The following is a 23,860-nucleotide window of genomic DNA, read 5'->3' as shown; positions in this document are numbered from 1 at the left end:
ACGCCGTAATGTCTGTTCGCCCTGTCGACGCCGCTCTCGAAGGTCTGCAGACCATGCGCCGCCGGCCGCTGACCGCGCTGGCGTGGGCCGCGTTCTCGCTGGTCATGCTGCCGATCCTGGGCCTGCTGGTGAAGATCGGCCTGGGCGATGAGGGACGGCAAGTCCTGGCGGGGCGCGGCTCTTCGGCCGACCCGCGCGAGTTGCTGGACCTGGTGATGAATCTGGGCGGCGCGATGGTGCTGCTGGTCGCCCTGGCCCTGCTGCTGGGCGCTGTGCTGCAGGCGGCGATCATCCGTTCGGTGCTGGAGCCGACCAACGATCGCTTCGCCTATCTGCGGCTGGGCAAGGAAGAGATTCAGCTGCTGATCGTGTCGCTGATCACCTGGGCCACGGCGCTGCTGTGCACGATCATCCCGTCGGGGGTGGTGGTGCTGGGCTCCTCGCTGCTGTCTGGCGCGGCGGCCGCCTGGTTCGCCTTCCTGGGCGCCCTGTCGGTGATCGGCTTCTCGCTATGGGTGGCCGTGCGCCTGTCGCTGCTGGGGCCCCACGCCTTCTCCCATCACCACATCGATATCCGCGCCGCCTGGATCCAGACCCACGGACAGTTCTGGCGGCTGCTGGGCATGTTCGTGCTGACCATCGCGATCTGGATTCTCTTGTCCCTGCTGGGCGCGGCCGTGGCGGGCGTGATCGGCAAGTGGCTGACGGCGGCGGTCAATCTGGGCGCCAGCGGACTGGCGGCCAGCAATTCGTGGCTGATCCTCAGCCTGCTGGCCAATATGCTGTTGGCCCCGGTCTTCCTGACCCTGCAGACGGTGATCCTGGTGGCCGCCCCGGCCCGCGCCTTCGCCCAGTTGAACCAGGACGAGATCGACGCGGGCCTGCACGCCTAAGCCTTCTAGGCCGACGCGCTCGGCCGCGCGGCCATCCGCTCGCGCCAGGCCAGGACGTGCTTGGCCTCGGCCGGCGTCGACAGGCCGGTGAAGTCGGCGAAGTCCAGGGCGGTCTGCCCGGCGATGTCGGCGATCGTATAGGTGTCGCCGGTCAGGTAGGGACGACCGTCGGACAGCTCGCGATCCAGCCAGAGTTGCCCCTTCTCGACGACCTCGCGGTTGGATTCCCCGAACTCGACGTTCTGCTTCAGCAGGCGCGCGGTCAGCGGGTGGGCGTGGCGCCAGAACATGCCGATCGGAACCATCAGGCGAAACTCCATGCGCCGGGTCCACATCTCGATCTGGGCCTGCTCAAGCGCACTGACGCCGAACAGCGGCGGATCGGGATGCAGCACCTCGAAATAGCGGCAGATGGCGATCGTCTCGCTGATCGTGGTTCCATCGTCCAGTTCCAGCACCGGGACCTGGCCCAGGCTGTTGCGCGCCAGGTGTTCGGGGCTTTTGTGCCCGCCCTGCATCATGCCGATCCGGATCTCCGGAACCTCCACGCCCTTTTCCGCCAGGAAGATACGCACCCGTCGCGGATTGGGCGCGGGCATGGCTTCGCCATAGAGTTTCATCAGGCCTCCCTCGGCCTCGTCCAGCGGGCCGTTCAAACGAACGTTAGAGGTGGACGGATTGGACGCAAGGCGCCCGTTGTCGATTTCGCGCGGGACGCCCTGTTGAACCGCCGCGAACCTTGTTAGGCCTAGGGGCGAACCTGGGTCCCATTATTCCACGAGCAAGTCATGGCGAAGTTCTCGGCCTCCGACGCGGCCTTTTCCGGTTTCCGGCTGGTGCGGGAGAATCTGAAGACGGTCGGAATCTGGATCGCGGTGATGACCGTGGTGTCCATCATCGCCAACGCCCTGACGATCCATTTCTTCGGGGCGCAGATGGAAGCGGCGATGACCCTGATGAGCAATCCGGACGGCGCCAGCCCCGAGGAAATGACCAAGCTCGCTGATCAGATGATCCCGACGCTGCTGTGGACGCTGCCCTACAACCTCGTCGTTCAAGGGGTCACCCTGGCGGCGCTCAACCGCATGATCCAGCGTCGCGACGACAATCGTTTCGCGTTTCTTCGCGTGGGCAAGGACGAGCTCCTTCAGATCGCGGTCTCGGTGCTGACGGGCCTGCTGCTGATGGCGGTGTTCTTCGGGGGGGCGTTGCTCACCGGCGTGCTGAGCGCCGTGGGCGGCGGCTTGCTGGGCGTGCTCGTGCTGCTGGGCGCTATCCTGGGGGCGATCTACCTGCTGGTCCGTCTGTCGCTGGCCAGCGCCATGACCTTCGACAAGGGCGAGATCGTCTTCTTCCGCTCGATGTCGGTGACCAAGGGGGCCTTCTGGTCGCTGCTCGGGGCCTATCTGGTGGCGGTCGTGATGAGCATGATCGTGTGGTTGCTGATCGTCATCATCGTCTATGCCGCCGTCGCCATCGTCACCGGCGACTTCTCGGCGGCCGGCGGGGCCCTGCGCGCCGACACCACCTCGCTCAGCAGCTATTTCACCCCGTCGGGCATCGTCCAGCAGTTGTTCTCGGGCTTCATGGCGGTGCTCAGCGCCCTGATCATGCTGTCGCCGGCGCCGACCATCTATCGTGAAATGACGGGCGGCCAGACGGCCTCGGAAGGCTGGGGCGGCTAGAGCCCTTTAGCTTTAGATGGAATCATCTAAAGCGTTTGAAAGGGCTCTAAATGTTTGATTTTAGAGCCTGTTTATCTAGTTTAGATGACTCCATCTAAACCAGACAGGCTCTAAGCCGCGCCAGCCTGCTGAGCCGCCTTAAGCCCGCTTGGCCTTCAGCGCCGCCACCCGCGCCTTGCGGCGCTCCTCGTGGCGGTCCAGCAGCTCCTTCAGGTAGCGGCCGGTCCAGCTGGCCTCGACCTTGGCCACGTCCTGGGGCGAGCCGACCGCGACGATCTCGCCGCCGCCGTCGCCGCCCTCGGGACCGAAGTCCAGCAGCCAGTCGGCGGTCTTCACCACGTCGAGATTGTGCTCGATGACGACCACGGTGTTGCCCTGGTCGGCCAGCTCGTGCAGCACCTCCAGGAGCTTCTTGGTGTCTTCAAAGTGCAGGCCGGTGGTCGGCTCGTCGAGGATGTAGAGCGTGCGGCCGGTGGCGCGCTTGGACAGCTCCTTGGACAGCTTCACACGCTGGGCCTCGCCGCCCGACAGGGTCGTCGCCTGTTGGCCGACCTTGATGTAGCTGAGGCCGACGCGTTTCAGCGTCTCCATCTTGTCGCGGATCGGCGGCACCGCCTTGAAGAAGTCGGCGGCCTCTTCGACGGTCATGTCCAGCACGTCGGCGATCGTCTTGCCCTTGAAGACCACGTCGAGCGTTTCGCGGTTGTAGCGCTTGCCCTTGCAGATATCGCAGGTGACGTAGACGTCGGGCAGGAAGTGCATCTCGATCTTGATGACACCGTCGCCCTGACAGGCCTCGCAGCGGCCGCCCTTGACGTTGAAGCTGAAGCGCCCCGGACCATAGCCGCGCGCCTTGCTTTCCGGCAGGCCGGCGAACCAGTCGCGGATCGGGCCGAACGCGCCGGTATAGGTCGCAGGGTTCGAGCGCGGGGTGCGGCCGATCGGGCTCTGGTCGATGTCGATGACCTTGTCGAAGTGCTCCAGGCCCTCGATCCGCTCGTGCGGGGCGGGGGCGTCGCTGGCGTTGTTCAGACGGCGCGCGGCGGCCTTGTACAGGGTCTCGATCGTGAAGGTCGACTTGCCGCCGCCCGATACCCCGGTGATGCAGGTGAAGGTGCCCACGGGGATCTCGGCCGTGACGCCTTTCAGGTTGTTGCCGGTGGCGCCGACGACGCGCAGCATCTTCTTCTTGCTGAACGGCCGGCGCTGTTCGGGCACCTCGATCTCGCGGGCGCCGGTGAGGTACTGGCCGGTGACGCTGTTGGGGTTGGCCATGATCTCGGCGGGCTTGCCCTGGGCGACGATCTCGCCGCCGTGGACGCCGGCGGCCGGGCCCATGTCGATCACATAGTCGGCGGTGAGGATGGCTTCCTCGTCGTGCTCGACCACCAGCACCGAATTGCCCAGGTCCCGCAGGCCCTGCAGCGAGGTCAGGAGGCGGGTGTTGTCGCGCTGGTGCAGGCCGATCGACGGCTCATCCAGCACGTAGAGAACCCCCGTGAGGCCTGAGCCGATCTGGCTGGCCAGGCGGATGCGCTGGCTCTCGCCGCCCGACAGCGTGCCCGAGCCGCGCGACATGTTCAGATAGTCGAGGCCCACATCGACCAGGAACCGTAGGCGGTCGTTGATCTCCTTCAGGATCCGCCGGGCGATTTCCATCTGCTTGTCGGAGAGCTTGCCTTCCAGGCCGGCGAACCAGTCGCGAGCCGGGCGGATGGCCATCATCGACACCTCGGCGATGTCCATGCCGGACACCTTCACCGCCAGGGCCTCGGGCTTCAGGCGCTTGCCGTGGCAGCTCTCGCAAGGGGTGTCGGACTGGAAGCGGCCCAGCTCCTCGCGCACCCAGCTGCTGTCGGTTTCACGCCAGCGGCGCTCTAGGTTCGGCAGCACGCCTTCGAACGGCTTTTCGACCTCGTATTTGCGGGCGTTGTCGTCATAGACGAACTTGATCTTCTGGCCCTTGGAGCCGTTCAGCACCACGTCGCGGGCGTCGGCCGACAGCTTGTGCCACGGCTCGTCCATCGAGAAACCGTAGTGCCGCGCCAGGGCCTGCAGGGTCTGGGTGTAGAGCGGGGAAGGACCTTTCGCCCAAGGCGCGACCGCGCCGCCGTGCAGGGTGCGGTCCTTGTCCGGGATGACGAGATCGGCGTCGAAGGCCAGCTTCGCGCCCAGGCCGTCGCAGACCGGGCAGGCGCCGGCCGGATTGTTGAACGAGAACAGCCGCGGCTCGATCTCGGCGATCGTGAAGCCACTGACCGGGCAGGCGAAGCGTTCGGAGAACAGGATGCGCCTGGGCTCGGTCTCGCCCTCTTCCAGCGTGGCGAATTCGGCGACGGCCAGGCCGTCGGCCAGACGCAAGGCCTGCTCGATCGAGTCGGCCAGGCGCTGCTCCATGTCGGGCTTGGTCACCACGCGGTCCACGACCACGTCGATGTCGTGCTTGAACTTCTTGTCCAGCGCCGGGGCGTCCTCGATCGGGTAGTACTGCCCGTCGATCTTCAGCCGCTGGAAGCCGGCCTTCTGCCACTCGGCGATCTCTTTCTTGTACTCGCCCTTGCGGTCGCGAACGACGGGGGCCAGCAGGTAGAGGCGCGTGCCTTCGGGCAGGGCGGTGATCTTGTCGACCATCTGGCTGATGGTCTGGCTCTCGATCGGCAGGCCCGTGGCGGGCGAGTAGGGGGTCCCGACCCGCGCCCACAGCAGACGCATATAGTCGTGGATCTCGGTCACCGTGCCGACGGTCGAGCGCGGGTTGCGGCTGGTGGTCTTCTGCTCGATCGAGATCGCCGGCGACAGGCCCTCGATCAGATCCACGTCCGGCTTGCTCATCAGCTCCAGGAACTGGCGGGCATAGGCCGACAGGCTCTCCACGTAACGGCGCTGGCCCTCGGCGTAGATCGTGTCGAACGCCAGGGACGACTTGCCCGAGCCCGACAGGCCGGTCAGCACGACCAGCTCGCCGCGCGGGATGTCGACGCTGACGTCTTTCAGATTGTGCTCACGGGCGCCGCGAACGCGGATGAAGTTCAGTTGCTCAGCCATGTTTTCCGGAACGTTGGACCGCGCGGGTGGGCGCGGCGCAGCGGCTATATGTAGGGCTCAGCGCGCCGATTAACACAAGAACAAGATGCGAACAAATGTCGCGCGTGCTCAAGCCGCTGCCTTGCTGACAGCAGATGTCAGCAAGGCGCTTTGCCAAGCCTTGATAGCGGTGCGTAGCCTCTGAGCGAATGGGCGCAACATCACTGTTGCCAGGGTAGGCTTTCGCTGCAAGATGCGCCCATGAGTTGTCGCCTGCTCCTTGTTCTCGCGACGTCCGCGGCCCTTGTGTCGCCTGCGATCGCCGAAGAGCAGTCCGCCCTAAACGTGCTGGACCTAAACAAGGCCCAGAACTGGGCGGAGGCGTTGGCCGCCTGTGACGTCACGCGCTTCCTGCTGACCGATCCAGACGTCACGGCCAGTACGATTATCGCGCCGGGTGAAGGGGCGCCGCAGTTTCTATACCCGCCGCTCTTTACGCCTCCGAACGTGCTCTACACGCCGTCGCTGCTGCGAACGTTCGAAATCTTGCAGGCGCGGGGCGAGGTTGATCGCAAGAGTTTGGCGGACGCCCGCTTTCGTTTTGCGAATGCGGTTGTTCCAAGCTTCCAGAAAGGTGACGCCATCGCCAAGGCCGTCCTTTCTGATCAAATGAAACTCTGCAACGTCTTGACCGATGGCGTCGCGAGCGAAGCGCCCAGGAAGTAAGGGAGCGCTGCTAGGGCCTGTTCGCAATCCCTCAACCCTGTTTGGAAGCGGGTTCTTCAGGCTGGGCGTGCTTCATCCGCCAGGCTCGGGACAAATCCCGACGCGCCGAGGGAGCCGATCATGGCCAAGAAGGCCGCTGAAAGCGGAAAGCAGGAAGCCAAGCACGAGGCGTTCGACGCCTTGCGGGTCCCAAAGCCGCGCTCCATCGTCATCGACATGCTGGTGTTCATCGGCGGCATCGGCTCATTGCTCTACGTCCTGAATACCATGTCGCCGAGCTAGGCCGACCCGCCGCCACGCTTGTCGAACCCGGTTCGCGGGCGTAGAAACCGCCCCCTAAGCATTCGATGGAGGCTCCCATGATCAGCAAGACGGAAGACCGCTTCGTCCTTCCCGTTTCCCTGACCGTGGGCTTGCATGTCCTTCATCACCCTGGATTCTGTCGCCGCCGCCACGCCTGACGGCCGGCTTCTCTTCGAAAATCTGAACCTCGCGATCGGGGCCGAGCGGATCGGTCTCGTTGGGCGTAACGGCGTGGGCAAGAGCACCTTGCTGGCGCTGATCGCCGGCGCGCGCGCCCCCAGGTCTGGAACTATCGCCAGGGCGGGCGCGGTCGGCGTTCTGGCGCAGATCCCCGACCTGTCCAGCCTGACACGTCTGGTCGACCTGTTGGGCTCTGGGCCGGCTTGGGACCGCTTGTCGCGGATCGAGCGCGGCGAGGCTGACGAGGACGATTTCGTCGAGGCCGACTGGGACCTGCCCGGACGCCTAGACCAAGCCTTGGCTGATGTGGGCCTTGGCGATCTCGACCTCGAACGACCTGCCGCATCGCTATCGGGCGGCCAGGCGACGCGCGCGGGGCTGGCCCGCCTGCTGGTCGCCGCGCCGGACGTCCTGCTGCTGGACGAGCCGACCAACAATCTGGACGCCGAAGCGCGCGAGGTGGTCGCCCGGTTGCTGTCGCGCTGGCGGGGTGGGGCGGTGGTGGTCAGCCACGACCGCGCTCTGCTGCGCGGCATGGACCGGATCGTCGAGCTCTCGTCGCTGGGCGCGCGGTCCTATGGCGGCGGCTATGACCTCTATGCCGAGCGCAAGGCTTTGGAGGCCGAGGCCGCCCAGCGCGATCTCGACCATGCCGAGCGCGAGGTCCGGCGCGTCGCCCGCGAGGCCCAGGTCGCGCGGGAGAGGAAGGCGCGCCGCGACGCGGCAGGACGCCGTTTTGCCGACCGGGGCGGGACGCCGAAGATCCTGCTCGGCGCGATGGCCGAGCGCGCGGAGACCAGCGGCGCCAAGGAGGTCAAGCTCGCAGAGAAGCTCACAGCCCAGGCGCAGGCGGCCAGGGCCACCGCCGAGGCCCGGGTGGAGCGGGCGCTGGCGCTGGGCTTCACGCTGCCCGCCAGCGGTTTGCCCGAGGGGCGGACGGTGCTGACGCTGGACGATGTCGGCTTCGCCTGGCCTGGCGGTCGGCGGGTGATCGATGGGTTGTCCATGCGGATCTGCGGGCCCGAGCGTCTGGCGCTGAGCGGCCCCAATGGTGCGGGGAAGAGCACGCTGATCGGCTTGATCACCGGCGAGCTCGCACCGACGTGCGGTTCGGTGCGGCTCGGCGCGCCGGCGGCCCTGCTCGACCAGCGTGCCGCCCTGCTGAGGGACGACGAGACGATCCTGGAGAACTTCCGGCGACTGAACCCGGCCGCCAGCGTCAACGACGCGCATGTGGCCCTGGCGCGCTTCCTGTTCCGCAACACGGCGGCGCATCAGACGGCGGGAACCTTGAGCGGCGGCGAGCGCCTGCGAGCCGGCCTGGCCTGCGTGCTCTGCGCCGCCACGCCGCCGCAACTGCTGATCCTGGACGAGCCGACCAATCACCTGGATCTCGCCTCGATTGCGGCGATCGAAGCAGCGCTTTTGGCCTATGACGGCGCGCTTCTGGTCGTCAGTCACGACGCTGACTTCCTGGAGGCGATCGGTATCGAACGGTGGATCGTGCTCAAAGGGGGTGACGCGGCGAGCGATGTTGGCTAAGTCTATGTGACCGGTAACATCGTGCAAGACTCGATGATCCGCGACGCAGGGCGAGGGCGAGATGGACGGCGGTCGAGATCATCCGCTGAGGGTGGCGCTAAGCGAGCTGATGCACCTGAGGGCGCTGCCGCTGGATCGCGCGCCGGTCCGGCTGCGTCAGTGGGGGTTCCTCGTGGATGCGGACGAGCGCGCCGCCGAGGCCGCCTTTGTGGCGTTGTTCGCGCCGGGGCAGGATCCGGGCCTCGGACGGGCGCTGATCGCCGATGACGGCGGCGGCTGGCTGTGGGAGCGTCACCAGGAGTTCTCGACCTGGACCTGGTTCGCCTTTGGGCCGCTGGGAAGCGAGCTGGGGTTCGAGGCCCAGCCGGCCGAGACCTTCTTCTGGCTCTACGGCGCACCGGGCGAAGTCTTTCGCGGGGTTGAAATCTCGGTGTCCGCGCCAGAGGCGCAGTCGCCCTCCGAGGTCGCTTTGGGGCGTCACATAGACCTGCATCGCTGCGTCTCGTGCGAGGTGTTCGACGGGGCGGCGCGGATCTGGACGGATTTCCGCCTGCGCGAGGGCGGCACGGGTCGCATCCATGTCGCCAATCACAGTCTGGCTCATGACGAGGTCTCGCGGCTGGTCCAGACCCTGCTGGAGATCGGCAACTATCGAAAGCTGGCCCTGATCGGCTTCCCTCCGGCGCGCGAGTTACTGGCCTGGCTGGACGGCGCCGAGGGGCGGCTGGCGTCGATCACCAGCGGGCTGGCGACCGGCGAGGACAGCCAGGCGGTTCTTGACCAGCTGCTGGCCCTGTCGGCCGAGGTCGAGCTGCGGGCCGCCAAGAACCAGTTCCGGCGCGGGGCGACGGAGTCCTATCACCGCCTGACGCTGGATCGGCTGGAGGCGCTGCGCGAACGCCGCGTGCCCGGGCATTCGACCATGAGCGAGTTCATCGCCCGTCGCCTCTTGCCCGCCATGCGGACGCGGGAGGCGGCTGATCGGCGTCTCGATGATCTGTCTGTGCGGATCGCGCGCAGCGGCGACCTTCTGCGCACCAAGCTTGGCCTGGCCCAGGACCGCCAGAACCAGGAAACCCTGCGCGGCATGGACGCCAGCCTGCAGTTGCAGACCAAGCTGCAGGGACTGGTCGAGGGGCTGTCGATCTTTGCGGTCGGCTACTACGTGCTGGGTCTGCTGGGCTACCTCCTGAAGCCCTGGCTGCACGGCTGGCCGGGCGGCGCCGAGATCGTACTGTCGGGTCTGGTTCCGCTGGTTCTGGTCGTGGCCGCCGCCAGTCTGCATCGCCGCAAGAAGCGGTTGATCGCCGGCCGGGACTAGGCCCTTAGTCCAGACCTTGGACCTCGACGTATTCATTCGCGAACATCTGCCCCTGGAACCGACACCCGGCGTTCCGGAGGTGCGGCTGCATCGCGCCGGACCGCGCAGCGGTCTCTCACGGCTGGCCAAGGCCGACGCCGATTTCGGCTCGCCCTATTGGGCCCGGCCGTGGGGCGGGGGACTGGTGCTGGCGCGACACGTCCTGGATCGACCCGAAACGGTGGCTGGCCGGACCGTGCTCGATCTGGGCGCGGGGTCTGGACTGGTGGCGATCGCCGCGGCTCTGGCGGGCGCGGCGGAGGTTACGGCGATCGATGTCGATCCTTACGCCGTCGCGGCGACCCGCCTCAACGCCGCAGCCAATGGTGTCGCCGTGCGGATTATCCGGGCCGACCCCTTGGACGGAGAGCCGCCCGAGGTCGATCTGGTGCTGGTCGGCGACCTCTTCTACGCCCCTGACCTGGCGGCGCGGACGGAGGCGTTTCTGCGCCGGTGCCGCACGGCCGGCGTCGCCGTGCTGATCGGGGATCCCTGGCGCGCGCCGCTGCCGGTCGATCGGCTGTCCGTGGTGGCGCGCCATGCGGTCGCTGACTACGGCGACGTCGAGGGCGCCGTGCGTGACGCCGCCGTGTTCACGCTGATCTAGCCTTAAGCCTTGCGGTTCAGGGTGATCGCCGCGCCGTGCTGTGGGCGGTCATTGACCATGCCGCCGGCGCCATAGGTGGTGGCCGGTGCGGCGCGCTGGCTGGCGACTTCCTGGGCGATGGCATGAACCAGGCCCTCGGTGACGATCTTGGCGGCTTCGACCGCGCGGGACTGGCGCGCCAGGACCGCGTCAAAGGCCTCGGTGGCCCGCATCAGGCGTTGGCGAAGCTCCAGGCGCGCGCTCTCGACCAGTCCAACATTGGCCCGCACCCGCATCGACTCGTGCCGATAGAGGTTGGCCAGCTTCGAGGTCTCCTCGACGTACTTGGCCGCCTCATGCGGACGGTGGGTCTCGAACGCGACGGCCTGCTTGGCGATCAGATCGGTCAGGCGCTCGGTCAGAAGGATCAGTTGGTGGACGCGATCGTTGGCGTCGACGGCGGCGATGGCCATGACTTTACTCCTTCAGGCCCTGAAGTTTCAGCATTTCGCGCTGGATGGTGGACGCCAGGCCCACGCCGCCGGCCTTGCTGATTTCCTTGGACATCGCGTCGGTGAGGATCGACTTGAACATCGCCTCGCCGTTGCCGCCGCCGAAGGGCGCGGAGGTCTTCACCCCTTCGAACATCTGCTGGGTCATCACCGACAGGAACGAGGCCTCGAAGGTCTTGGCGGTGTCGGCGATCTGGGCGCGCTTGGCCTTTTCCTCGGCCGACATCACCAGCTGTTTGGCGGTGGTTGCGGCGGCGTCGATGCGCGGGGTCAGGCTGGTCAGGGCGGAGAGGACGCTCATCACATCACCTCGATATCGGCTTGCAGGGCGCCGGCGGCCTTCACCGCCTGCAGGATCGAAATCATGTCGCGCGGCGTCACGCCCAGGGCGTTGAGACCGCCGATCAGGCCCTTCAGCGACGGCGCGCCGCCAAGCGTGAGAAGCTGCTTGCCCTTCTCTTCCTCGACATTGACGGTCGACTGCGGAACGACAGCGGTCTGGCCCTGGCTGAACGGCGCCGGCTGGCTGACGGCCGGGTTCTCCTGCACGGTGATCGTCAGGTTGCCCTGGGCGATGGCGACCTGGCTGATGCGCACGTCGTCGCCCATGACGATGACGCCGGCCACCTCGTCGATCACCACCTTGGCCGGACCGTCGGGCTCGACCATCAGGTTCTCGATGTTGGTCATGAAGCTGATCATGTCCATGCCGGGCGGCGGGCGGGTGGCGATGATCGTGGGGTTCTGGGCCTGGGCGCAGCCGGGGAACTTGGCGTTGATGGCGTCGGCGACGCGGCGGGCGGTGGTGAAGTCCGGATTGCGCAGGGTCAGGCGCATGATGTCCATATTGACCATCTGGAAGCCGGTCTCGCGCTCGATGACGCCGCCGCCGGCGATGCGGCCGGCCGTCGGCACGCCCTTGGTCACCGAGCTGCCCGAGGCGCCACCGGCCGAGACCGAACCAGTTTGCACCGTGCCTTGAGCGACCGCATAGGTCTGGCCGTCCGCGCCCTGCAGGCTGGTGACCAGCAGGGTGCCGCCCAAGAGGCTCTTGGCGTCGCCCAGGGTCGAGACGGTGACGTCGACCTTCGAGCCCGAAGCCGAGAACGGCGGCAGGTTGGCCGTGACCATGACGGCGGCGGTGTTCTTGGTGTTCAGGTTGTTGTCGCGCACGTTGACGCCCTGCCGCTCCAGCATGGCCTCGAGGCTCTGCTTGGTCATCGGCGCGTTGCGCAGGCTGTCGCCGGTGCCGTTGAGGCCCACGACGATGCCGTAGCCGATCAACTGGTTCTCGCGAACGCCCTCGAAGGAGACGATGTCCTTGATCCGCGACTTGGCCAGAGCCGGCGCGGCGATCAGGCAGGAGGCGGCGACCAGGGCGGTCAGAACGGTGCGAAAGAGTGAACGCGGCATGGCTGTCCCGTGGCGGGGAGACGTCCCCGCGCCGCCCCATGCCAGAAGCGGGCCAGTTTTATGAGCGTGTCCAAGCCCTTGTGACTCAAGGGATTCCGGACAAGGCCGGGGGCGCGCCGGCGCCTCACGGCAGATTCTGCCCGGCATTAACCATACTTCAAGCGCCGGGACTGATAGTGATGTGTGTGGCGAGGTCAGTGACTCGCGCGCGTGGCTTTTGGAGCTGTCGGATGAAGGTTTCCAGCACGGGGGGTGTCTCGGCGACTGGCGCGTCGCGGGCCAAGCCGGCCGGTGGTTCGTCGGGCTTTTCGCTGCCCTCGGTCAACGCCGCCAGCGGCGCGGCCAGCACCGCCTCGGTCGGTGGGCTGACCGGCGTCGGATCGGTCGACGCGCTGCTCGCGCTGCAGGCTGCGGGCTCGGTCGGCGGTCCTTTGGAGCGCCGCAAGCGCGCGGTCCGTCGCGCCGACAATATTCTCGACATTCTGGGCGAGGTTCGGATCGCCCTGATCGACGGCGACATCTCCCACGCCACGCTGGATCGCCTGTCGCGCGCCATCCGCGAACAGCGCGAGGCCACTGACGATCCCCGCCTGGAAGGGGTCTTGAACGAGATCGAGACCCGCGCCGCCGTCGAACTGGCCAAGCTGCAGGCCAGGGCCGGATAGCATGGCTTGGGCGGAGACCCGCACCGTCCGGTCTCTCCGCCACGCTCGGTCCGTTCGCGCGTTCTACCCGTGTCATCGCCGCGATTTTGAGCCCGGTGAGCGAAACCGCGCGCGTGAACGCGCCGGTCACGCGAGGTTCATTGAACGCGGCTCACCTTTTGGTATAAGCACCCGGCCTTCGAGGGCTGAGTTCATTGGGGCGTGAGGCGTTATGCAGACGGCCACAGTTCTAGTAGAGAAATCCGACTATCGTCCTTCCGAGGACGAGCCTTTTATGAACGACCGGCAGCTTGAGTATTTCAAGCAAAAGCTGCTGGCCTGGAAGGAAGAGATCCTCCGCGAATCTCGCGAGACGGTTTCCCATCTCCAGAAAGAAACCGAGAATCACGCCGATCTGGCCGATCGTGCGTCCTCGGAAACCGACCGGGCTCTTGAGCTCCGTACCCGTGATCGTCAACGCAAGCTGATCTCCAAGATCGACCAGGCCCTGCGCCGCGTCGAGGACGGCTCGTATGGCTATTGCGAGGAGACGGGCGAGCCGATCGGCCTGGCCCGACTGGAAGCTCGCCCGACGGCGACCATGAGCGTCGAGGCCCAGGAACGCCACGAGCGTCGCGAACGCGTCCACCGTGATGACTAAGCGCTGATTTGGCGCGCCCTTCGGGGCGACTGATGTGTTTCAAGCGGCCTTGGGTGGGGAGCCCAGGGCCGCTTTTGTTTGGTCGGCGGCTCTTGCCAGACCAGGCGCGCTTTTGGAAAGTCAGCGCCATGATCAAGCTTTCATCGCATCGCCTGGCCGTGTTGGCCGCCCTTGTCGCCGCCGGTTCGGCGTCCCTCGTCCATGCCGCAGAGACCTCCGCGACCGAGCGGTGGTGGGCGCACGTCAAGGTGCTGGCCGACGACAATATGGAAGGGCGTCTGGCTGGAACGCCGGGTTTCGACCGCGCCGCGGCCTATGTCGCCGAGCGCTTCGCCGCGCACGGCCTGAAGCCGGCTGGGACCCAAGGTTATCTGCAGCCGGTGTCGTTCGCGGTCCAGCGCATCCAGGCCGAGCGTTCCAGCGTGACGCTGGTGAAGGACGGCGTTCCGACGCCGCTCGTGCTGGGCGAGGATCTGGTGCTGACGGCCCGGATCGCACAGCCCGCCAGTCTGCCCGAGGCGCCGCTGGTGTTCGTGGGCTATGGCCTGCACATGCCGGAGGCCGGCCATGACGACTTCGCCGGCGTTGATCTGCGCGGCAAGGTCGCGGTCGTGCTCAGCGGCGGGCCGTCGGGCGTGTCGGCCTCGCTGCGCGCCCATGCCGCGCGCGACCGCTGGGAGTCGCTGCAGAAGGCCGGCGCGATCGGGCTGATCACGATCCAGAACCCCAAACAGGTCGAGATTCCCTGGGCGCGGTCGAAACTGCGCGCGGGCGATCCTCAGATGCGGCTGGCCGATCCGGCGATGAACCCGGTGAAGGGCGAGTTCTTCACCGCCGCCATGAACCCGGCCCAGGCCGGCAAGCTGTTTTCGGTCTCGGGACGGACGCTGGAAGACCTGCTGGTGCTGGCGGACGCCGGCAAGGCGCTGCCGGGCTTTGCGCTGAACCAAAGCGTCAAGGCGACGGTCTCGCGGGAAACCACCCCGGCGACCTCGCCGAACGTGGCGGCCATGCTGCCGGGCTCTGATCCCCTCCTGTCCAAGGAATACGTCGTCCTGACCGCCCATCTGGACGGCCTGGGCGTCGGGGCGCCGATCGACGGCGATGCGATCAACAACGGCGCGATGGACAACGCCAGCGGGGTGGCCTCGCTGATCGAGCAGGCCGCCGCACTGAAGGCCGGGGCGCCGCCCAAGCGCTCGATCATCTTCCTGGCGGTCACCGCCGAGGAGCAGGGCCTGCTGGGGTCACAGTACTTCGCCGAGCGGCCGACCGTGGACAAGAAGGCCATCGTCGCCAACGTGAACATGGACATGTTCATGCCCTCGCGTCCGGCCAGCAACATCATCGTCATGGGCGAGGAGGAGTCGACGCTGGGGCCGATCGCGCGCCGCGCAGCCGCCAGCCAGGGCTTTGCCGTCATGCCCGACCCCGCGCCCAACCAGCTGAGTTTCGTGCGCTCGGATCAGTACAGCTTCATCCGCACGGGTGTTCCGGCGCTCGCCGGTCGTCTGGCCCATCCGGTAGGGTCGCCTGAGGCCGCAGCCGACCGCCAGTGGCGCGCCGAGCGCTACCATGGGCCCAAGGACGACCTCTCCCAGCCGTTCGATCTGCCGACGGCGGTGCGTTTCAACGCCTATATGGCGACGCTGATCCGCGAAATCGCCGATACGCCCGAACGTCCGCAGTGGCTCCCGACCAGCTTCTTCAAGCGGTTTGCGACCGGGAAGTAGCCGGCTCTGGTGCGCCGCGGCTCCCGGGTGCGGGAGCGGCGGCGCTTGAGGCTCTATTTCGCAGGATTGCCGTCAGCGTCGATGATCCGCAGCTCCAGGCCCATGGCCTTGAGCTTGGGCTCGACGCTGGCCCGATCGCCGACCACCACCCAGACCAGTTCGTCGGGCTTGATCACCTTCTTCGCCGCTGCGGTGGCGGTGTCGAGGGTGACGGCGCGGACGTCGCGCGGATAGTTTTCGGGATAGCTGTCGGGCAGGTTGAAGTTGACCAGCTCGGAGATCGAGCCGCCGACGCCGGCGGAGGTTTCCCACGTGCCGGGCAGGGACAGGGTCAGGCTGTTCTGGGCCTTGGCCAGTTCGGCGGCGGTGATCGGCTTGTCGCCGATGATCCCGAGAAGCTCCTTGCGGGCTTCGGCGAACGACTCGGCGGTCTTGTCGGTCTGCACCGGGGCGTAGGCCTGGAACAGGCGGGTGCCGCGGGCGGCGCGCACGAAGCTGCCGGCGCCGTAGGACCAATGCTTGTCCTCACGCAGGTTCATGTTCAGGCGCGAGACGAAGTCGCCGCCGAACAGGGTGTTCATCACGTCGATCGCGGCTTCGTCGGCCGGATCGCGCGGCGGGATCAGATTTCCGACCATCAGCATCGACTGCTGGGCGCCGGGCTTGTCGATCAGATAGACCGCGCCCTTGTTCGGCGCGACGGTGACGGGCGGCTTGGCCTTGGCCTGAGCGCCCGTCCAGCCGCCGAGCTGCGCTTCCAGCTTCGGCATGATCTGTTCCAGCGTGGTGTCGCCGACGATGATCAGGGTGGCGTCCTTGGGCTGCAGCCAGGCCTTCTGGTAGGCGATCAGATCATCCCGCGTAGTGGCGCCGACGCTGGCCTCGGTGGACAGCACGCCATAGGGGCTGGACGGGCCATAGGCCAGCACCGGCAGGATCCGCGAGGCCATGGCGTTCGGGTTCTGCTTGGTCTGCTGGATACCGGCGATCGACAGGCGCTTGCGGCGGGTCAGATCGTCCGGCGTGTAGGCCGGATTGCGCAGGATGTCGGCATACAGCGCCAGGGCCGGATCCAAGGTGGTGGTCAGGGTGTTCAGCGACACGGTCGAGGTGTCGAGGCCGTTGCCGGTGCGCACCTCGGCGCCCAACTGCGCCAGCTCGCGGCTGAGAGTCAGGTTGTCGCGGTTGGTCGTGCCCTCGGTCATCATGCCGACCGCCAGGGACGACACGCCCGCCTTGCCGCCGGGCTCGGCCGCCTGACCCGCGTCGAAGAGCAGGCTGAACTGGACCTGCGGCGTATCGCGACGCTCGGCCAGGACGACCTTCAGGCCGTTCGACAGCGCCCCGCGGTGCAGCTTGACGAAGCTCGGGGGCTTCTGCGCGCCGACCTCGGGCATGACCTTGCGGTCCGCGCCTGCGGTCGCGACCTTGTAATTCGGGAAGGGCGACACCGTCAGGGTGAAGTCGCCGTCGGTCAGCCATTTGCGACCCGCCGCCACCAAGTCGGCCGGCTTGGCGTTACGGACGCGTTCGAGGCTGTGCTTGTAGGCGCCGGGGTCGCCCAGAAAGACCTGGTTTTGGGCCAGGAGATCGGACTTGCCGCCGAAGCCGCCGATCCGCTCGGCGCCGCGCACAACATTGGCCAGGCTGTTGGTGCGGACCTTGGCGACTTCTTCGGGTGTGGGGCCGTCGCGCAGCAGGCGCTGGAACTCTTCGTCGAACGCCTTTTCCACCGCGGCCGGATCACCGCCCGGCTTGACGGTCAGGGTGACGATGAACTGGCCGCCGATCTCGCTGGGGCTGACGCTGGCGCCGACGGCGGTGGCGGACTGGTCGGTGAAGACCAGGCGCTTGTAGAGCCGCGAGGTCTTGTCCGAAACCAGCACGTCGCTCAGCAGGTCCAGATAGTCGGTGTCGGCGGCGCCGAAGCCCGGCGTGTTCCACACCTTGTAGATGCGCGTCTGCGGCACGCGGTCTTGCATCTCGGCGCGCTGAGAGCCGGTCCGCTTGGCGATCCATTCCTTCTGGCGGGTCACCGGCGGGCCCGAGGGGATATTGCCGAAATACTTTTCGACCTTGGCCTTGGCCTCGGCGACCGAGATGTCGCCGGCCAGCACCAGCGTGGCGTTGGCGGGGCCGTAGTAGTTCTTGAACCAGGTCTTCACGTCGTCCAGCGACGCGGCGTCAAGATCGGCCATCGAGCCGATGACGGTGTGACCGTAGGGGTGATCCTTCGGGTAGGTGCTTTCGGTGATGACGTTCCAGACTTGGCCATAGGGCTGGTTCTCGCCCTGGCGCTTCTCGTTCTGGACGACCCCGCGCTGCTCATCCAGCTTGGCCTTGTCGATGGCGTTCAGGAGCCAGCCCATGCGGTCGCTTTCCAGCCAAAGCACCTGGTCCAGCGCCGCCGTCGGCACGTTCTGGAAATAGTTGGTCCGATCCTTGTTGGTCGTCCCGTTCAGGTCCGTGGCGCCCAGCTTCTCCAGCGCCTTGAACCAGTCGTCGTTGAAGTTTTCCGAGCCGTTGAACATCAGGTGTTCGAACAGGTGCGCAAAACCGGTCTTGCCGGCCGGCTCGTTCTTGGAGCCGACATGGTACCAGATGTTCACCGCGACGATCGGCGCCTTGCGGTCCTCATGGACGATGACAGTCAGGCCGTTGGAGAGCTTGAAGGTGGTGTGCGGGATGTCGATGGTCGGCAGGGCGGAGGCCATGGCGCCGGTGACCTTCGCTGCAGCCTTGGGCGCAACGGCCTTGGCGGGCGCGGCGGCGAGCGCCGGCGAGGCGGCGACAAGGGCCGCAATGGCGGCGGACGCGAACAGCTTCTTCATAGTCATTCCCGCTAGGAGGGCGCTCCCCATTGAGCGCCTGCACCGTAGGTTGCGCGTGAGTGCGATGGCAAGCGTCCCCACTCTCGATTTGGCGGTGATCTCTACCAGAGGCTCTTGGCCGCTCGGCCGGGCCACTCACGGTCATAGGCCTCGCCGCCGACCTCGCCGGCGGTGACGGCCGCCAGCATGGCGCCCGGCGTCGGCAGGGTCTGGGGATCCACCTGGCTTTCAAGTTTCCAAAGCCCCGAGCGCACGATCGCCCGCGCGCACTGGAAGTAGGCTTCCTCAACCGTCACGACGGTCACCGTGCGGGGCGGCTTGCCGTCGACGGCGAAGCTGTCCAGCAGGGCGGGATCGGCGCTCAGCACCGCGCGGCCGTTGACGCGAAAGGTCGTGCCCGAGCCAGGGATCAGGAACAGCAAAGCGACACGCGGATCGCGGACGATGTTGCGCAGGGAATCGATGCGATTGTTGCCGCGCCGGTCGGGCAACATCAGCGTGCGCGGATGGGCGATGCGGACAAAGCCGGGCAGGTCGCCGCGCGGGCTGCAGTCCAGGCCTTCAGGGCCGACGGTGGCCAGGGCCACGAACGGCGAGGCCTGGATCAGCGCGGCGTAGTGCGCTGTGATATGGTCGCTGACCTTCACGGTCGAGGCTGGAACAGGCGCTGGCTGGTACAGAGCTTCAAGCGCCTCGACGGTGGTGATCTGGTGCATCGCGTCCTCCCGTGGGCCTGTCTCAGGCGCGTGACGCGGCGGTGGCCATCTCAGGCGGCGAACGCTCGCGCGCAGGCTTCGGCCAGATGGCGCGGCGAGATCGGCTTGTCGACCACGGGCTTGAGACCGTCTCGAACCTGATCGGCGTTGCCCGTCACATACACCACCGGAATATGCCCGAGCCGCCGCTGGATCGCCTCGACAGCCTCCACGCCTGTCCCGCCCACAATGCGGTAGTCCGCCGTGATCAGATCGGGGGGATTGGCCAGGGCAAGGGCCAGCGCGTCGCCGGGGCTGTCGGCGATGTCGAAACTGGTGAAGCCCTGTTCCGCCAGGAGGGCTTCGACCTCGAACGCGACGAGGATTTCATCCTCGATGATCAGCACGTGTCGGGCCTTTTCGAGCTCGGTCATCGCCGTAGCCTTCTTTCTCGTCCCAAGACTTATTTGAATGTCGGCTCGCGCCCGCGCGCCAGTCGCATTTTCGTGATGTGAGAAGATGCCATCGTTGTCATGGCTTGCTTGGCTGTGTTCTGGCCCAAAACAGGCTAAGGAATGGGAAAATAAGCCTTGGCAGGAGCGTCCCTTTGTCTCTGATCCTCACCGAAAAGCGCGGTCACATCGCTATCCTTACTCTGAATCGGCCAGATGCAATGAACGCTTTGGGCGCGCCGGGGGATGGCGATCAGGTGGCGGCGGCCTGCGAGGCGATCAATGACGACCAGGACATCCGCTGCGTGATCCTGACCGGCGCGGGAAAAGCCTTCTCGGCCGGCGGCGACGTCAAGGCGATGAAGGCCCGCGAAGGCGCGTTCGGCGGCAACGGCGTCAAGGTGCGCGACGGCTACCGCAAGAACATCCACCGCATCGTCCGCGCCATCTATGGCCTGGAAGTTCCGTCGATCGCGGCCGTGAACGGCGCAGCCATCGGCCTGGGCTGCGATGTGGCCTGCATGACCGACATCCGCATCGCCGCCGACACCGCTAGGTTCGGCGTCACCTTCCTGAAGCTGGGCCTGATCCCCGGCGACGGCGGCGCCTGGCTGATGCCGCGCACGATCGGCATGAGCCGCGCGGCCGAGCTTCTGTTCACCGGCGACGTCATCGATGCGGCCAAGGCCGCCGAGTGGGGCCTGATCAGCAAGGCCGTCCCGGCCGGCGACCTGATGGGCGAGGCCCTGGCCCTGGCCGAGCGGATCGCCCAGCAACCGCCGCACGCCCTGCGCATGGCCAAGAGCCTGCTCAAGCACGGCCAGACCGCCAGCTATGACACCCTGATGGAGATGAGCGCGGCGGCCCAGGCCATCGCCCACCACACCGAGGACCACATGGAAGGCGTCGACGCGATCCTCGAGAAGCGCAGCCCTGTGTTCAAGGGCGCCTGAGGATGGGTAAGGAGGCGAGCGGCGTCTGGGGCCAGCTGTCCGACGGCGAGAGCGAGGGCAAGCTTCTGTGGGAGCCGCCCAAGCTGATCTTCCGCGGCGCGGTGCGCGGCATCTATCAGGGCCACGCCCTCAAGAACGTGCGCGCCGAGGACGACGACCTGGTCTTGAGCGACGGCACGCGCTTCACCCTGGAACCCGGCCAGGCCGACAAGTGGGTCCACGCGATCCTCAACCCGCCCTCGCGGCTGGACAAGCTGGGCGTGAAGCCCGGCATGACCGTGGTGATCGACGGGGTCGAGGACGAGGCGTTCCTTGAAGAGCTCTTGACCCGCGTGGAGCCGACCGACGCTGACGAGGATATCGACATCCTGTTCCTGGCCGCCGAGGACCTGGCCGATCTCGACCGCATGGACGACTGGAAGGGCGCCCTGGCCGACAAGGGTGCGATCTGGGTCGTCTCGCGCAAGGGCAAGGGCGCGCCGCTGAAGGACACCGACATCCTGGGCGCGGCGCGCGGCATGGGGTTCTCGGACACCAAGGTCTGCGGGTTTTCGAGCACGCACACAGCGCTGCGGTTCGTGCGGCGCAAGGGCGGGTAGGGGCGCGGGGCGGTGTTCACGGTCCAGAGACACCGCCCCAGTCCATGGCTCGCCCCCTTCGTCCGAGCGTTTGAGGCGCGATCGCAGCGGCTGGACGTGCTGATCGTGCCTCGGCCGCTGCCGGCCCGGCCCGAGCACTTTCTGGAATTCTATCTCGCCGATCGCTACCGGGTGCGCGAGGCGGCCACCGGGGCGGTCGATACGGCGCCGCCCGCCGTGCTCGTAGGGCCCCAGACCTACCGCCGGGTGGATGTGCTGCTGACCGGTCAGCTTGATCTCTTCACCATCCAGTTCACGCCGACGGGTTTCAGCGCCCTGTTTGGCCATCCGACGACCGTGTTGACCGACCAGGCCCACGACGCGCGATCGGTGCTGGGCGAGCGTGTCGGCGAGGTTAGCGAGCGGCTCGCCGCGACGCCGGACATGACCCATCGTGTCGCCATCGCGGAAGCCTGGCTAGGGCGTCTGGTCTCGGGCGCGCCAGAGGACCCCATCGCCTGGGCGGCGCGCCAGATGACGCGGCTGACGGGCGGTGTCCGGGTGGCTGAACTGGCGGCGCTGACCGACCTGAGCGAGCGACAGTTCGAACGGCGCTTCACGGCGGCGGTCGGTGTCGCGCCCAAGCGCTATGCGCGGATCCTGCGGTTCCGGGAGGCTCTGCGGCTGCACGAGTTGGGGGACGCCACCGGCTGGGCCGCCATCGCCCATGCGGCCGGCTATGTCGATCAGGCGCACATGATCCACGAGTTTCGCGCGCTGTCCGGCGAGACGCCCCAGCGGCTGGCGCGGTCCCTGGCGCCGGCGCGCGAGAGCGGCTCCAGCTGAGGGTTTCGGCCCGCCGCGTGTCGGAAAATTACAATCGGCCGCCGTCGCGCCGTCCTAGCGTGCGGGCATGGCGGGCGAGGACGCGGACATGATCGATAGACGCACGATGTTGATGGCGGGGGGATTGGCGATGACGACGACGACGGTGAAGGCGGGCGAGGGAACCGACGCGATCCAGACCCTGATCCAGGCCTATTTCACCGCTTGGAACACCAATGCGCCGGAGCGGTTCGCGGAGATCTTCTGGCCGGACGGCTCGTGGGTGAACGTGGTGGGCATGCATTGGCGGGGGCGCGATCAGATCGTCTTCGCGCACACCGCGTTCCTCAAGACCATCTTCAAGGACTGCAAGCAGGAGCTGGTGAGCGTTGAGGCGCGCACCATCGCCCCCGGCTCGGCCCTGGCGGTGGTCACCTTGATCCAGGACGCCTACGTCACGCCCGATGGTCGCCAGATGCCTCGGGCGCATGATCGACTGACCCTGCTGGCGGTCGAGAGGGAAGGGGTCTGGCGCTTCATCCACGGGCACAACACGATCGTGAACCAAGACGCCGCCAACAATGATCCGGTGCTGCGGATGAAGCCGGCCTGATCGCGCTCAAGAGGCTTGAGCGGCCACTTTCATCTAGAGGGCTTGCCGGTCCATGCCCGACCAGTCTCAAGAACGCCCTGCCGTTGCGACGCGCTGCGGAGGGCGATCCTGTCGAACACCGTAACCCCTCTCCCCAACCCTCTCCCTGTGGGAGAGGGAGCATGGTCTCCTCACCACCCGACGCCGGCGTTCAATAAGTCCGCTCTCCGGGCGTACTGAATGAGACCGCTACATGCGCGGCGACGGCGACGAGACCTACGAACGCGCCGAGGCTTGCGAATGTGGCTATCTCGAAGATGCCGGGTGTAACTTGCTTGAGGGTGGGGTCGAACGGGAGCTTCTGTATGGTTTGCCCCATGTGGAAGCTGTTCAGGCCGGCCATGAATAGGCCAAGCGCCGGACCTACGATCCGTAACTCAGCGACAATTCGTCGCCAGGCTTCCCTGCGTGTTCTGATCGCCAACGCGGCGGAGACAAGCGTGGCCGGAGGCGCTGCATAGAGCAGGGCCAGGACAATCCTTTGCGGGGCCGCCGCGTTCTCGAAAACACTCCAGAGCGCCTCTGGCATCGCGACCTCCTGATTGTCGTATTGTAAGCTACATTTGTAATTCCTAGCGTCAACCTCAGGCCAACGAACCGGCGAGAAGGGACCCTCTGTTCTTCATTTCCAGTCCTCTCCACTTGCAACGGGAGCGGAACTTACCCTTGCCGAGAGGCCTCGAGCAGCCGCCTTCGCTCCGCCTCGCTCTGATAGAGGAAGTCATACGGCAGCCCCAGGCGCATGCTGGCCTGGCAGGGTGGGGCGCTGCGAAGGGCGATCCTGTCGGCGAGCCTGCCGGCGGTCTTCAGGGCGGCTGCGTCCATCCCGGTGAGGTCGTACGCACGCCCTAACGCCAGCGTCTCGCGCACCATCGGCGGCAGGAGCGAGACGGCGGCCCGCGCGAGCGCGCGATGCAGGGGCCTTGGGACGACCGGGGCGGCCTTGCCGGACGCGATGGTCTCCAGAAACTCATCCACGATCGGATGCGGCTCGAAGCGTGGCGACAGCGCCTGCAGCATCGCCATGAATTCGGCCTCCGAGCCTGGCGAGTCCGTCGCGCCATAGAGGCGGGCGACAGGCGCGGCCTCTTCGTAGAAGCGGGTCTTTTCCGCCTCGGTCAGCGGCGCGACGAACCGATCATAGGCGCTGACGAAGCCATAGACGGCCGTGGCGGCGACCCAGTTTAAAAGCTCGGGGTCCAGAGCCGTATAGGCTTGGCCGCCCGGCGTTTCACCCGACACGCGCTCATGCATATGGGTGACGCCCTGGATGACCCGTCGCGCGGCTGACGCCGGGCCATACACCCCGATCAGGGCGGCGGTTCCGGTGCGCATGGCGCGGCCGATCGAATCGGCCTTGAAGGTCGAGTGGTCCCAGACTCCCGACCGGATGCGCGGCTCGGCGAACTCCAGCAGCACCGCCGCCACGCCCCCGACCGCCAGGGCGATCGGGTTCTTGTAGACGCGCCAGTGCATCGAGCCGGGGTCCAGAAGGGCCGGCTCGCCGGGCGGGTTGGCGTAGTCGATCTTCCAGCCGAGATAGGAGGACGGACCGATCATCTCAGGGCTTTTCGCCTCTCAATCCGATCCCGGCGGAGGGGCGAAAGCCATG

The 23,860-nt window shown here is 66.9% G+C and carries 25 protein-coding genes and 1 pseudogene; 15 read left to right on the top strand and 11 right to left on the bottom strand.

Annotated elements, in window-relative coordinates:
• Nucleotides 1-8 precede the first annotated feature (8 nt).
• Entirely contained in the window at nt 9-893 is an 885-nt protein-coding gene (locus CVUC_RS05045; RefSeq protein ID WP_096033898.1) for a hypothetical protein, read from the top strand.
• A gap of 5 nt (nt 894-898) precedes the next feature.
• On the opposite strand, the gene CVUC_RS05040 is transcribed toward CVUC_RS05045, so the two are convergent.
• Nucleotides 899-1,513, bottom strand: a complete 615-nt coding sequence (locus CVUC_RS05040; RefSeq protein WP_096034799.1) for a glutathione S-transferase family protein — start codon at nt 1,511-1,513, stop codon at nt 899-901.
• Nucleotides 1,514-1,681: 168 nt separating this feature from the next.
• Between CVUC_RS05040 and CVUC_RS05035 the strand changes: the two genes are divergently transcribed.
• Nucleotides 1,682-2,578 carry a hypothetical protein gene (locus tag CVUC_RS05035; protein ID WP_010920447.1) on the top strand — a complete coding sequence of 299 codons (897 nt, stop codon included), beginning with the start codon at nt 1,682-1,684 and terminating at the stop codon, nt 2,576-2,578.
• Between the two features lie 138 nt (nt 2,579-2,716).
• Here CVUC_RS05035 and uvrA read toward each other — a convergent pair whose 3' ends face one another.
• Nucleotides 2,717-5,623: an excinuclease ABC subunit UvrA gene (gene uvrA, locus CVUC_RS05030; protein WP_096033897.1), complete on the bottom strand. Its 2,907-nt coding sequence runs from the start codon at nt 5,621-5,623 to the stop codon at nt 2,717-2,719.
• Between the two features lie 240 nt (nt 5,624-5,863).
• On the opposite strand from uvrA, the gene CVUC_RS05025 reads away from it, so the two are divergent.
• The 6 genes from CVUC_RS05025 to CVUC_RS05000 all read left to right on the top strand — a co-directional run bounded on the left by CVUC_RS05025 (nt 5,864) and on the right by CVUC_RS05000 (nt 10,320).
• Complete coding sequence (locus CVUC_RS05025; RefSeq protein WP_096033896.1) at nt 5,864-6,328, top strand: hypothetical protein; 465 nt, start codon at nt 5,864-5,866, stop codon at nt 6,326-6,328.
• Between the two features lie 120 nt (nt 6,329-6,448).
• Entirely contained in the window at nt 6,449-6,610 is a 162-nt protein-coding gene (locus tag CVUC_RS05020) for a hypothetical protein (RefSeq protein ID WP_010920444.1), read from the top strand.
• Nucleotides 6,611-6,675: 65 nt separating this feature from the next.
• A complete protein-coding gene (locus CVUC_RS05015; protein ID WP_024265822.1) occupies nt 6,676-6,789 on the top strand; it encodes a hypothetical protein in 114 nt (37 codons plus the stop codon).
• Nucleotides 6,746-8,353: an ABC-F family ATP-binding cassette domain-containing protein gene (locus CVUC_RS05010; protein ID WP_096033895.1), complete on the top strand. Its 1,608-nt coding sequence runs from the start codon at nt 6,746-6,748 to the stop codon at nt 8,351-8,353. Before CVUC_RS05015 ends, CVUC_RS05010 begins: the two co-directional genes overlap by 44 nt.
• Nucleotides 8,354-8,414: 61 nt before the next feature.
• A complete protein-coding gene (locus CVUC_RS05005) occupies nt 8,415-9,674 on the top strand; it encodes a DUF3422 domain-containing protein (protein WP_096033894.1) in 1,260 nt (419 codons plus the stop codon).
• A 16-nt stretch (nt 9,675-9,690) separates the two neighbouring features.
• Entirely contained in the window at nt 9,691-10,320 is a 630-nt protein-coding gene (locus CVUC_RS05000; protein WP_096033893.1) for a class I SAM-dependent methyltransferase, read from the top strand.
• A gap of 2 nt (nt 10,321-10,322) precedes the next feature.
• Here the strand turns inward: CVUC_RS05000 and flbY are convergent, their stop codons facing one another.
• The 3 genes from flbY to CVUC_RS04985 are packed head-to-tail and all read right to left on the bottom strand — an operon-like array spanning nt 10,323 to nt 12,224.
• The gene (flbY, locus tag CVUC_RS04995; RefSeq protein ID WP_096033892.1) at nt 10,323-10,772 is read right to left on the bottom strand and encodes a flagellar basal body protein FlbY; all 450 of its coding nucleotides are present in this window, start codon (nt 10,770-10,772) and stop codon (nt 10,323-10,325) included.
• 4 nt (nt 10,773-10,776) lie between these two features.
• Nucleotides 10,777-11,112 carry a rod-binding protein gene (locus tag CVUC_RS04990; RefSeq protein ID WP_096033891.1) on the bottom strand — a complete coding sequence of 112 codons (336 nt, stop codon included), beginning with the start codon at nt 11,110-11,112 and terminating at the stop codon, nt 10,777-10,779.
• On the bottom strand, nt 11,112-12,224 hold the full coding sequence (locus CVUC_RS04985; protein WP_010920438.1) for a flagellar basal body P-ring protein FlgI: 1,113 nt from the start codon (nt 12,222-12,224) through the stop codon (nt 11,112-11,114). Before CVUC_RS04985 ends, CVUC_RS04990 begins: the two co-directional genes overlap by 1 nt.
• Nucleotides 12,225-12,454: 230 nt before the next feature.
• Here CVUC_RS04985 and fliX point away from each other — a divergent pair, with 230 nt between their 5' ends.
• From fliX to CVUC_RS04970, 3 genes are all read left to right on the top strand, one after another.
• Nucleotides 12,455-12,889 carry a flagellar assembly regulator FliX gene (gene fliX, locus CVUC_RS04980; protein WP_010920437.1) on the top strand — a complete coding sequence of 145 codons (435 nt, stop codon included), beginning with the start codon at nt 12,455-12,457 and terminating at the stop codon, nt 12,887-12,889.
• Nucleotides 12,890-13,100: 211 nt separating this feature from the next.
• On the top strand, nt 13,101-13,529 hold the full coding sequence (gene dksA / locus CVUC_RS04975; protein WP_010920436.1) for an RNA polymerase-binding protein DksA: 429 nt from the start codon (nt 13,101-13,103) through the stop codon (nt 13,527-13,529).
• A 128-nt stretch (nt 13,530-13,657) separates the two neighbouring features.
• Complete coding sequence (locus tag CVUC_RS04970; protein ID WP_164468172.1) at nt 13,658-15,262, top strand: M28 family metallopeptidase; 1,605 nt, start codon at nt 13,658-13,660, stop codon at nt 15,260-15,262.
• A gap of 53 nt (nt 15,263-15,315) precedes the next feature.
• Here CVUC_RS04970 and CVUC_RS04965 read toward each other — a convergent pair whose 3' ends face one another.
• From CVUC_RS04965 to CVUC_RS04955, 3 genes are all read right to left on the bottom strand, one after another.
• The gene (locus tag CVUC_RS04965) at nt 15,316-18,123 is read right to left on the bottom strand and encodes a M16 family metallopeptidase (protein ID WP_096033890.1); all 2,808 of its coding nucleotides are present in this window, start codon (nt 18,121-18,123) and stop codon (nt 15,316-15,318) included.
• A 71-nt stretch (nt 18,124-18,194) separates the two neighbouring features.
• Nucleotides 18,195-18,809, bottom strand: coding sequence for a pyridoxamine 5'-phosphate oxidase family protein (locus CVUC_RS04960; protein WP_096033889.1), 615 nt, complete (start codon nt 18,807-18,809; stop codon nt 18,195-18,197).
• 50 nt (nt 18,810-18,859) lie between these two features.
• Nucleotides 18,860-19,222, bottom strand: a complete 363-nt coding sequence (locus CVUC_RS04955; RefSeq protein ID WP_010920432.1) for a response regulator — start codon at nt 19,220-19,222, stop codon at nt 18,860-18,862.
• A gap of 173 nt (nt 19,223-19,395) precedes the next feature.
• On the opposite strand from CVUC_RS04955, the gene CVUC_RS04950 reads away from it, so the two are divergent.
• The 4 genes from CVUC_RS04950 (at nt 19,396) to CVUC_RS04935 (ending at nt 22,209) form a co-directional block, all read left to right on the top strand.
• Nucleotides 19,396-20,193, top strand: a complete 798-nt coding sequence (locus CVUC_RS04950; protein WP_010920431.1) for a crotonase/enoyl-CoA hydratase family protein — start codon at nt 19,396-19,398, stop codon at nt 20,191-20,193.
• 2 nt (nt 20,194-20,195) lie between these two features.
• Nucleotides 20,196-20,792 carry a DUF3052 family protein gene (locus CVUC_RS04945; RefSeq protein ID WP_096033888.1) on the top strand — a complete coding sequence of 199 codons (597 nt, stop codon included), beginning with the start codon at nt 20,196-20,198 and terminating at the stop codon, nt 20,790-20,792.
• A 12-nt stretch (nt 20,793-20,804) separates the two neighbouring features.
• Nucleotides 20,805-21,617: a helix-turn-helix domain-containing protein gene (locus CVUC_RS04940; RefSeq protein WP_096033887.1), complete on the top strand. Its 813-nt coding sequence runs from the start codon at nt 20,805-20,807 to the stop codon at nt 21,615-21,617.
• A gap of 67 nt (nt 21,618-21,684) precedes the next feature.
• Nucleotides 21,685-22,209, top strand: a complete 525-nt coding sequence (locus CVUC_RS04935) for an SgcJ/EcaC family oxidoreductase (RefSeq protein ID WP_096033886.1) — start codon at nt 21,685-21,687, stop codon at nt 22,207-22,209.
• Nucleotides 22,210-22,317: 108 nt separating this feature from the next.
• Here the strand turns inward: CVUC_RS04935 and CVUC_RS20310 are convergent.
• From CVUC_RS20310 to CVUC_RS04925, 3 genes and pseudogenes are all read right to left on the bottom strand, one after another.
• A pseudogene (locus CVUC_RS20310) lies at nt 22,318-22,404 on the bottom strand (hypothetical protein); the annotation flags it as partial.
• Entirely contained in the window at nt 22,400-22,777 is a 378-nt protein-coding gene (locus CVUC_RS04930; RefSeq protein WP_096033885.1) for a hypothetical protein, read from the bottom strand. The gene CVUC_RS04930 and the pseudogene CVUC_RS20310, both read right to left, overlap by 5 nt.
• A gap of 131 nt (nt 22,778-22,908) precedes the next feature.
• The gene (locus tag CVUC_RS04925) at nt 22,909-23,808 is read right to left on the bottom strand and encodes an oxygenase MpaB family protein (protein ID WP_096033884.1); all 900 of its coding nucleotides are present in this window, start codon (nt 23,806-23,808) and stop codon (nt 22,909-22,911) included.
• Nucleotides 23,809-23,860 lie beyond the last annotated feature (52 nt).

It is taken from the genome of Caulobacter vibrioides, assembly GCF_002858865.1.
GTDB lineage: Bacteria > Pseudomonadota > Alphaproteobacteria > Caulobacterales > Caulobacteraceae > Caulobacter > Caulobacter vibrioides.
This window is presented reverse-complemented; position numbering and strand designations above follow the sequence as displayed.

Excerpts from the sequence above, each read along its gene's own strand:
- CVUC_RS05045 (WP_096033898.1), top strand. The coding sequence starts at position 9 with ATGTCTGTTCGCCCTGTCGACGCCGCTCTCGAAGGTCTGCAGACCATG.
- CVUC_RS05040 (WP_096034799.1), bottom strand. The coding sequence starts at position 1,513 with ATGAAACTCTATGGCGAAGCCATGCCCGCGCCCAATCCGCGACGGGTG.
- CVUC_RS05035 (WP_010920447.1), top strand. The coding sequence starts at position 1,682 with ATGGCGAAGTTCTCGGCCTCCGACGCGGCCTTTTCCGGTTTCCGGCTG.
- uvrA (WP_096033897.1), bottom strand. The coding sequence starts at position 5,623 with ATGGCTGAGCAACTGAACTTCATCCGCGTTCGCGGCGCCCGTGAGCAC.
- CVUC_RS05025 (WP_096033896.1), top strand. The coding sequence starts at position 5,864 with ATGAGTTGTCGCCTGCTCCTTGTTCTCGCGACGTCCGCGGCCCTTGTG.
- CVUC_RS05020 (WP_010920444.1), top strand. The coding sequence starts at position 6,449 with ATGGCCAAGAAGGCCGCTGAAAGCGGAAAGCAGGAAGCCAAGCACGAG.
- CVUC_RS05015 (WP_024265822.1), top strand. The coding sequence starts at position 6,676 with ATGGAGGCTCCCATGATCAGCAAGACGGAAGACCGCTTCGTCCTTCCC.
- CVUC_RS05010 (WP_096033895.1), top strand. The coding sequence starts at position 6,746 with ATGTCCTTCATCACCCTGGATTCTGTCGCCGCCGCCACGCCTGACGGC.
- CVUC_RS05005 (WP_096033894.1), top strand. The coding sequence starts at position 8,415 with ATGGACGGCGGTCGAGATCATCCGCTGAGGGTGGCGCTAAGCGAGCTG.
- flbY (WP_096033892.1), bottom strand. The coding sequence starts at position 10,772 with ATGGCCATCGCCGCCGTCGACGCCAACGATCGCGTCCACCAACTGATC.
- CVUC_RS04990 (WP_096033891.1), bottom strand. The coding sequence starts at position 11,112 with ATGAGCGTCCTCTCCGCCCTGACCAGCCTGACCCCGCGCATCGACGCC.
- CVUC_RS04985 (WP_010920438.1), bottom strand. The coding sequence starts at position 12,224 with ATGCCGCGTTCACTCTTTCGCACCGTTCTGACCGCCCTGGTCGCCGCC.
- fliX (WP_010920437.1), top strand. The coding sequence starts at position 12,455 with ATGAAGGTTTCCAGCACGGGGGGTGTCTCGGCGACTGGCGCGTCGCGG.
- dksA (WP_010920436.1), top strand. The coding sequence starts at position 13,101 with ATGCAGACGGCCACAGTTCTAGTAGAGAAATCCGACTATCGTCCTTCC.
- CVUC_RS04970 (WP_164468172.1), top strand. The coding sequence starts at position 13,658 with ATGATCAAGCTTTCATCGCATCGCCTGGCCGTGTTGGCCGCCCTTGTC.
- CVUC_RS04965 (WP_096033890.1), bottom strand. The coding sequence starts at position 18,123 with ATGGGGAGCGCCCTCCTAGCGGGAATGACTATGAAGAAGCTGTTCGCG.
- CVUC_RS04960 (WP_096033889.1), bottom strand. The coding sequence starts at position 18,809 with ATGCACCAGATCACCACCGTCGAGGCGCTTGAAGCTCTGTACCAGCCA.
- CVUC_RS04955 (WP_010920432.1), bottom strand. The coding sequence starts at position 19,222 with ATGACCGAGCTCGAAAAGGCCCGACACGTGCTGATCATCGAGGATGAA.
- CVUC_RS04945 (WP_096033888.1), top strand. The coding sequence starts at position 20,196 with ATGGGTAAGGAGGCGAGCGGCGTCTGGGGCCAGCTGTCCGACGGCGAG.
- CVUC_RS04935 (WP_096033886.1), top strand. The coding sequence starts at position 21,685 with ATGGCGGGCGAGGACGCGGACATGATCGATAGACGCACGATGTTGATG.
- CVUC_RS04930 (WP_096033885.1), bottom strand. The coding sequence starts at position 22,777 with ATGCCAGAGGCGCTCTGGAGTGTTTTCGAGAACGCGGCGGCCCCGCAA.
- CVUC_RS04925 (WP_096033884.1), bottom strand. The coding sequence starts at position 23,808 with ATGATCGGTCCGTCCTCCTATCTCGGCTGGAAGATCGACTACGCCAAC.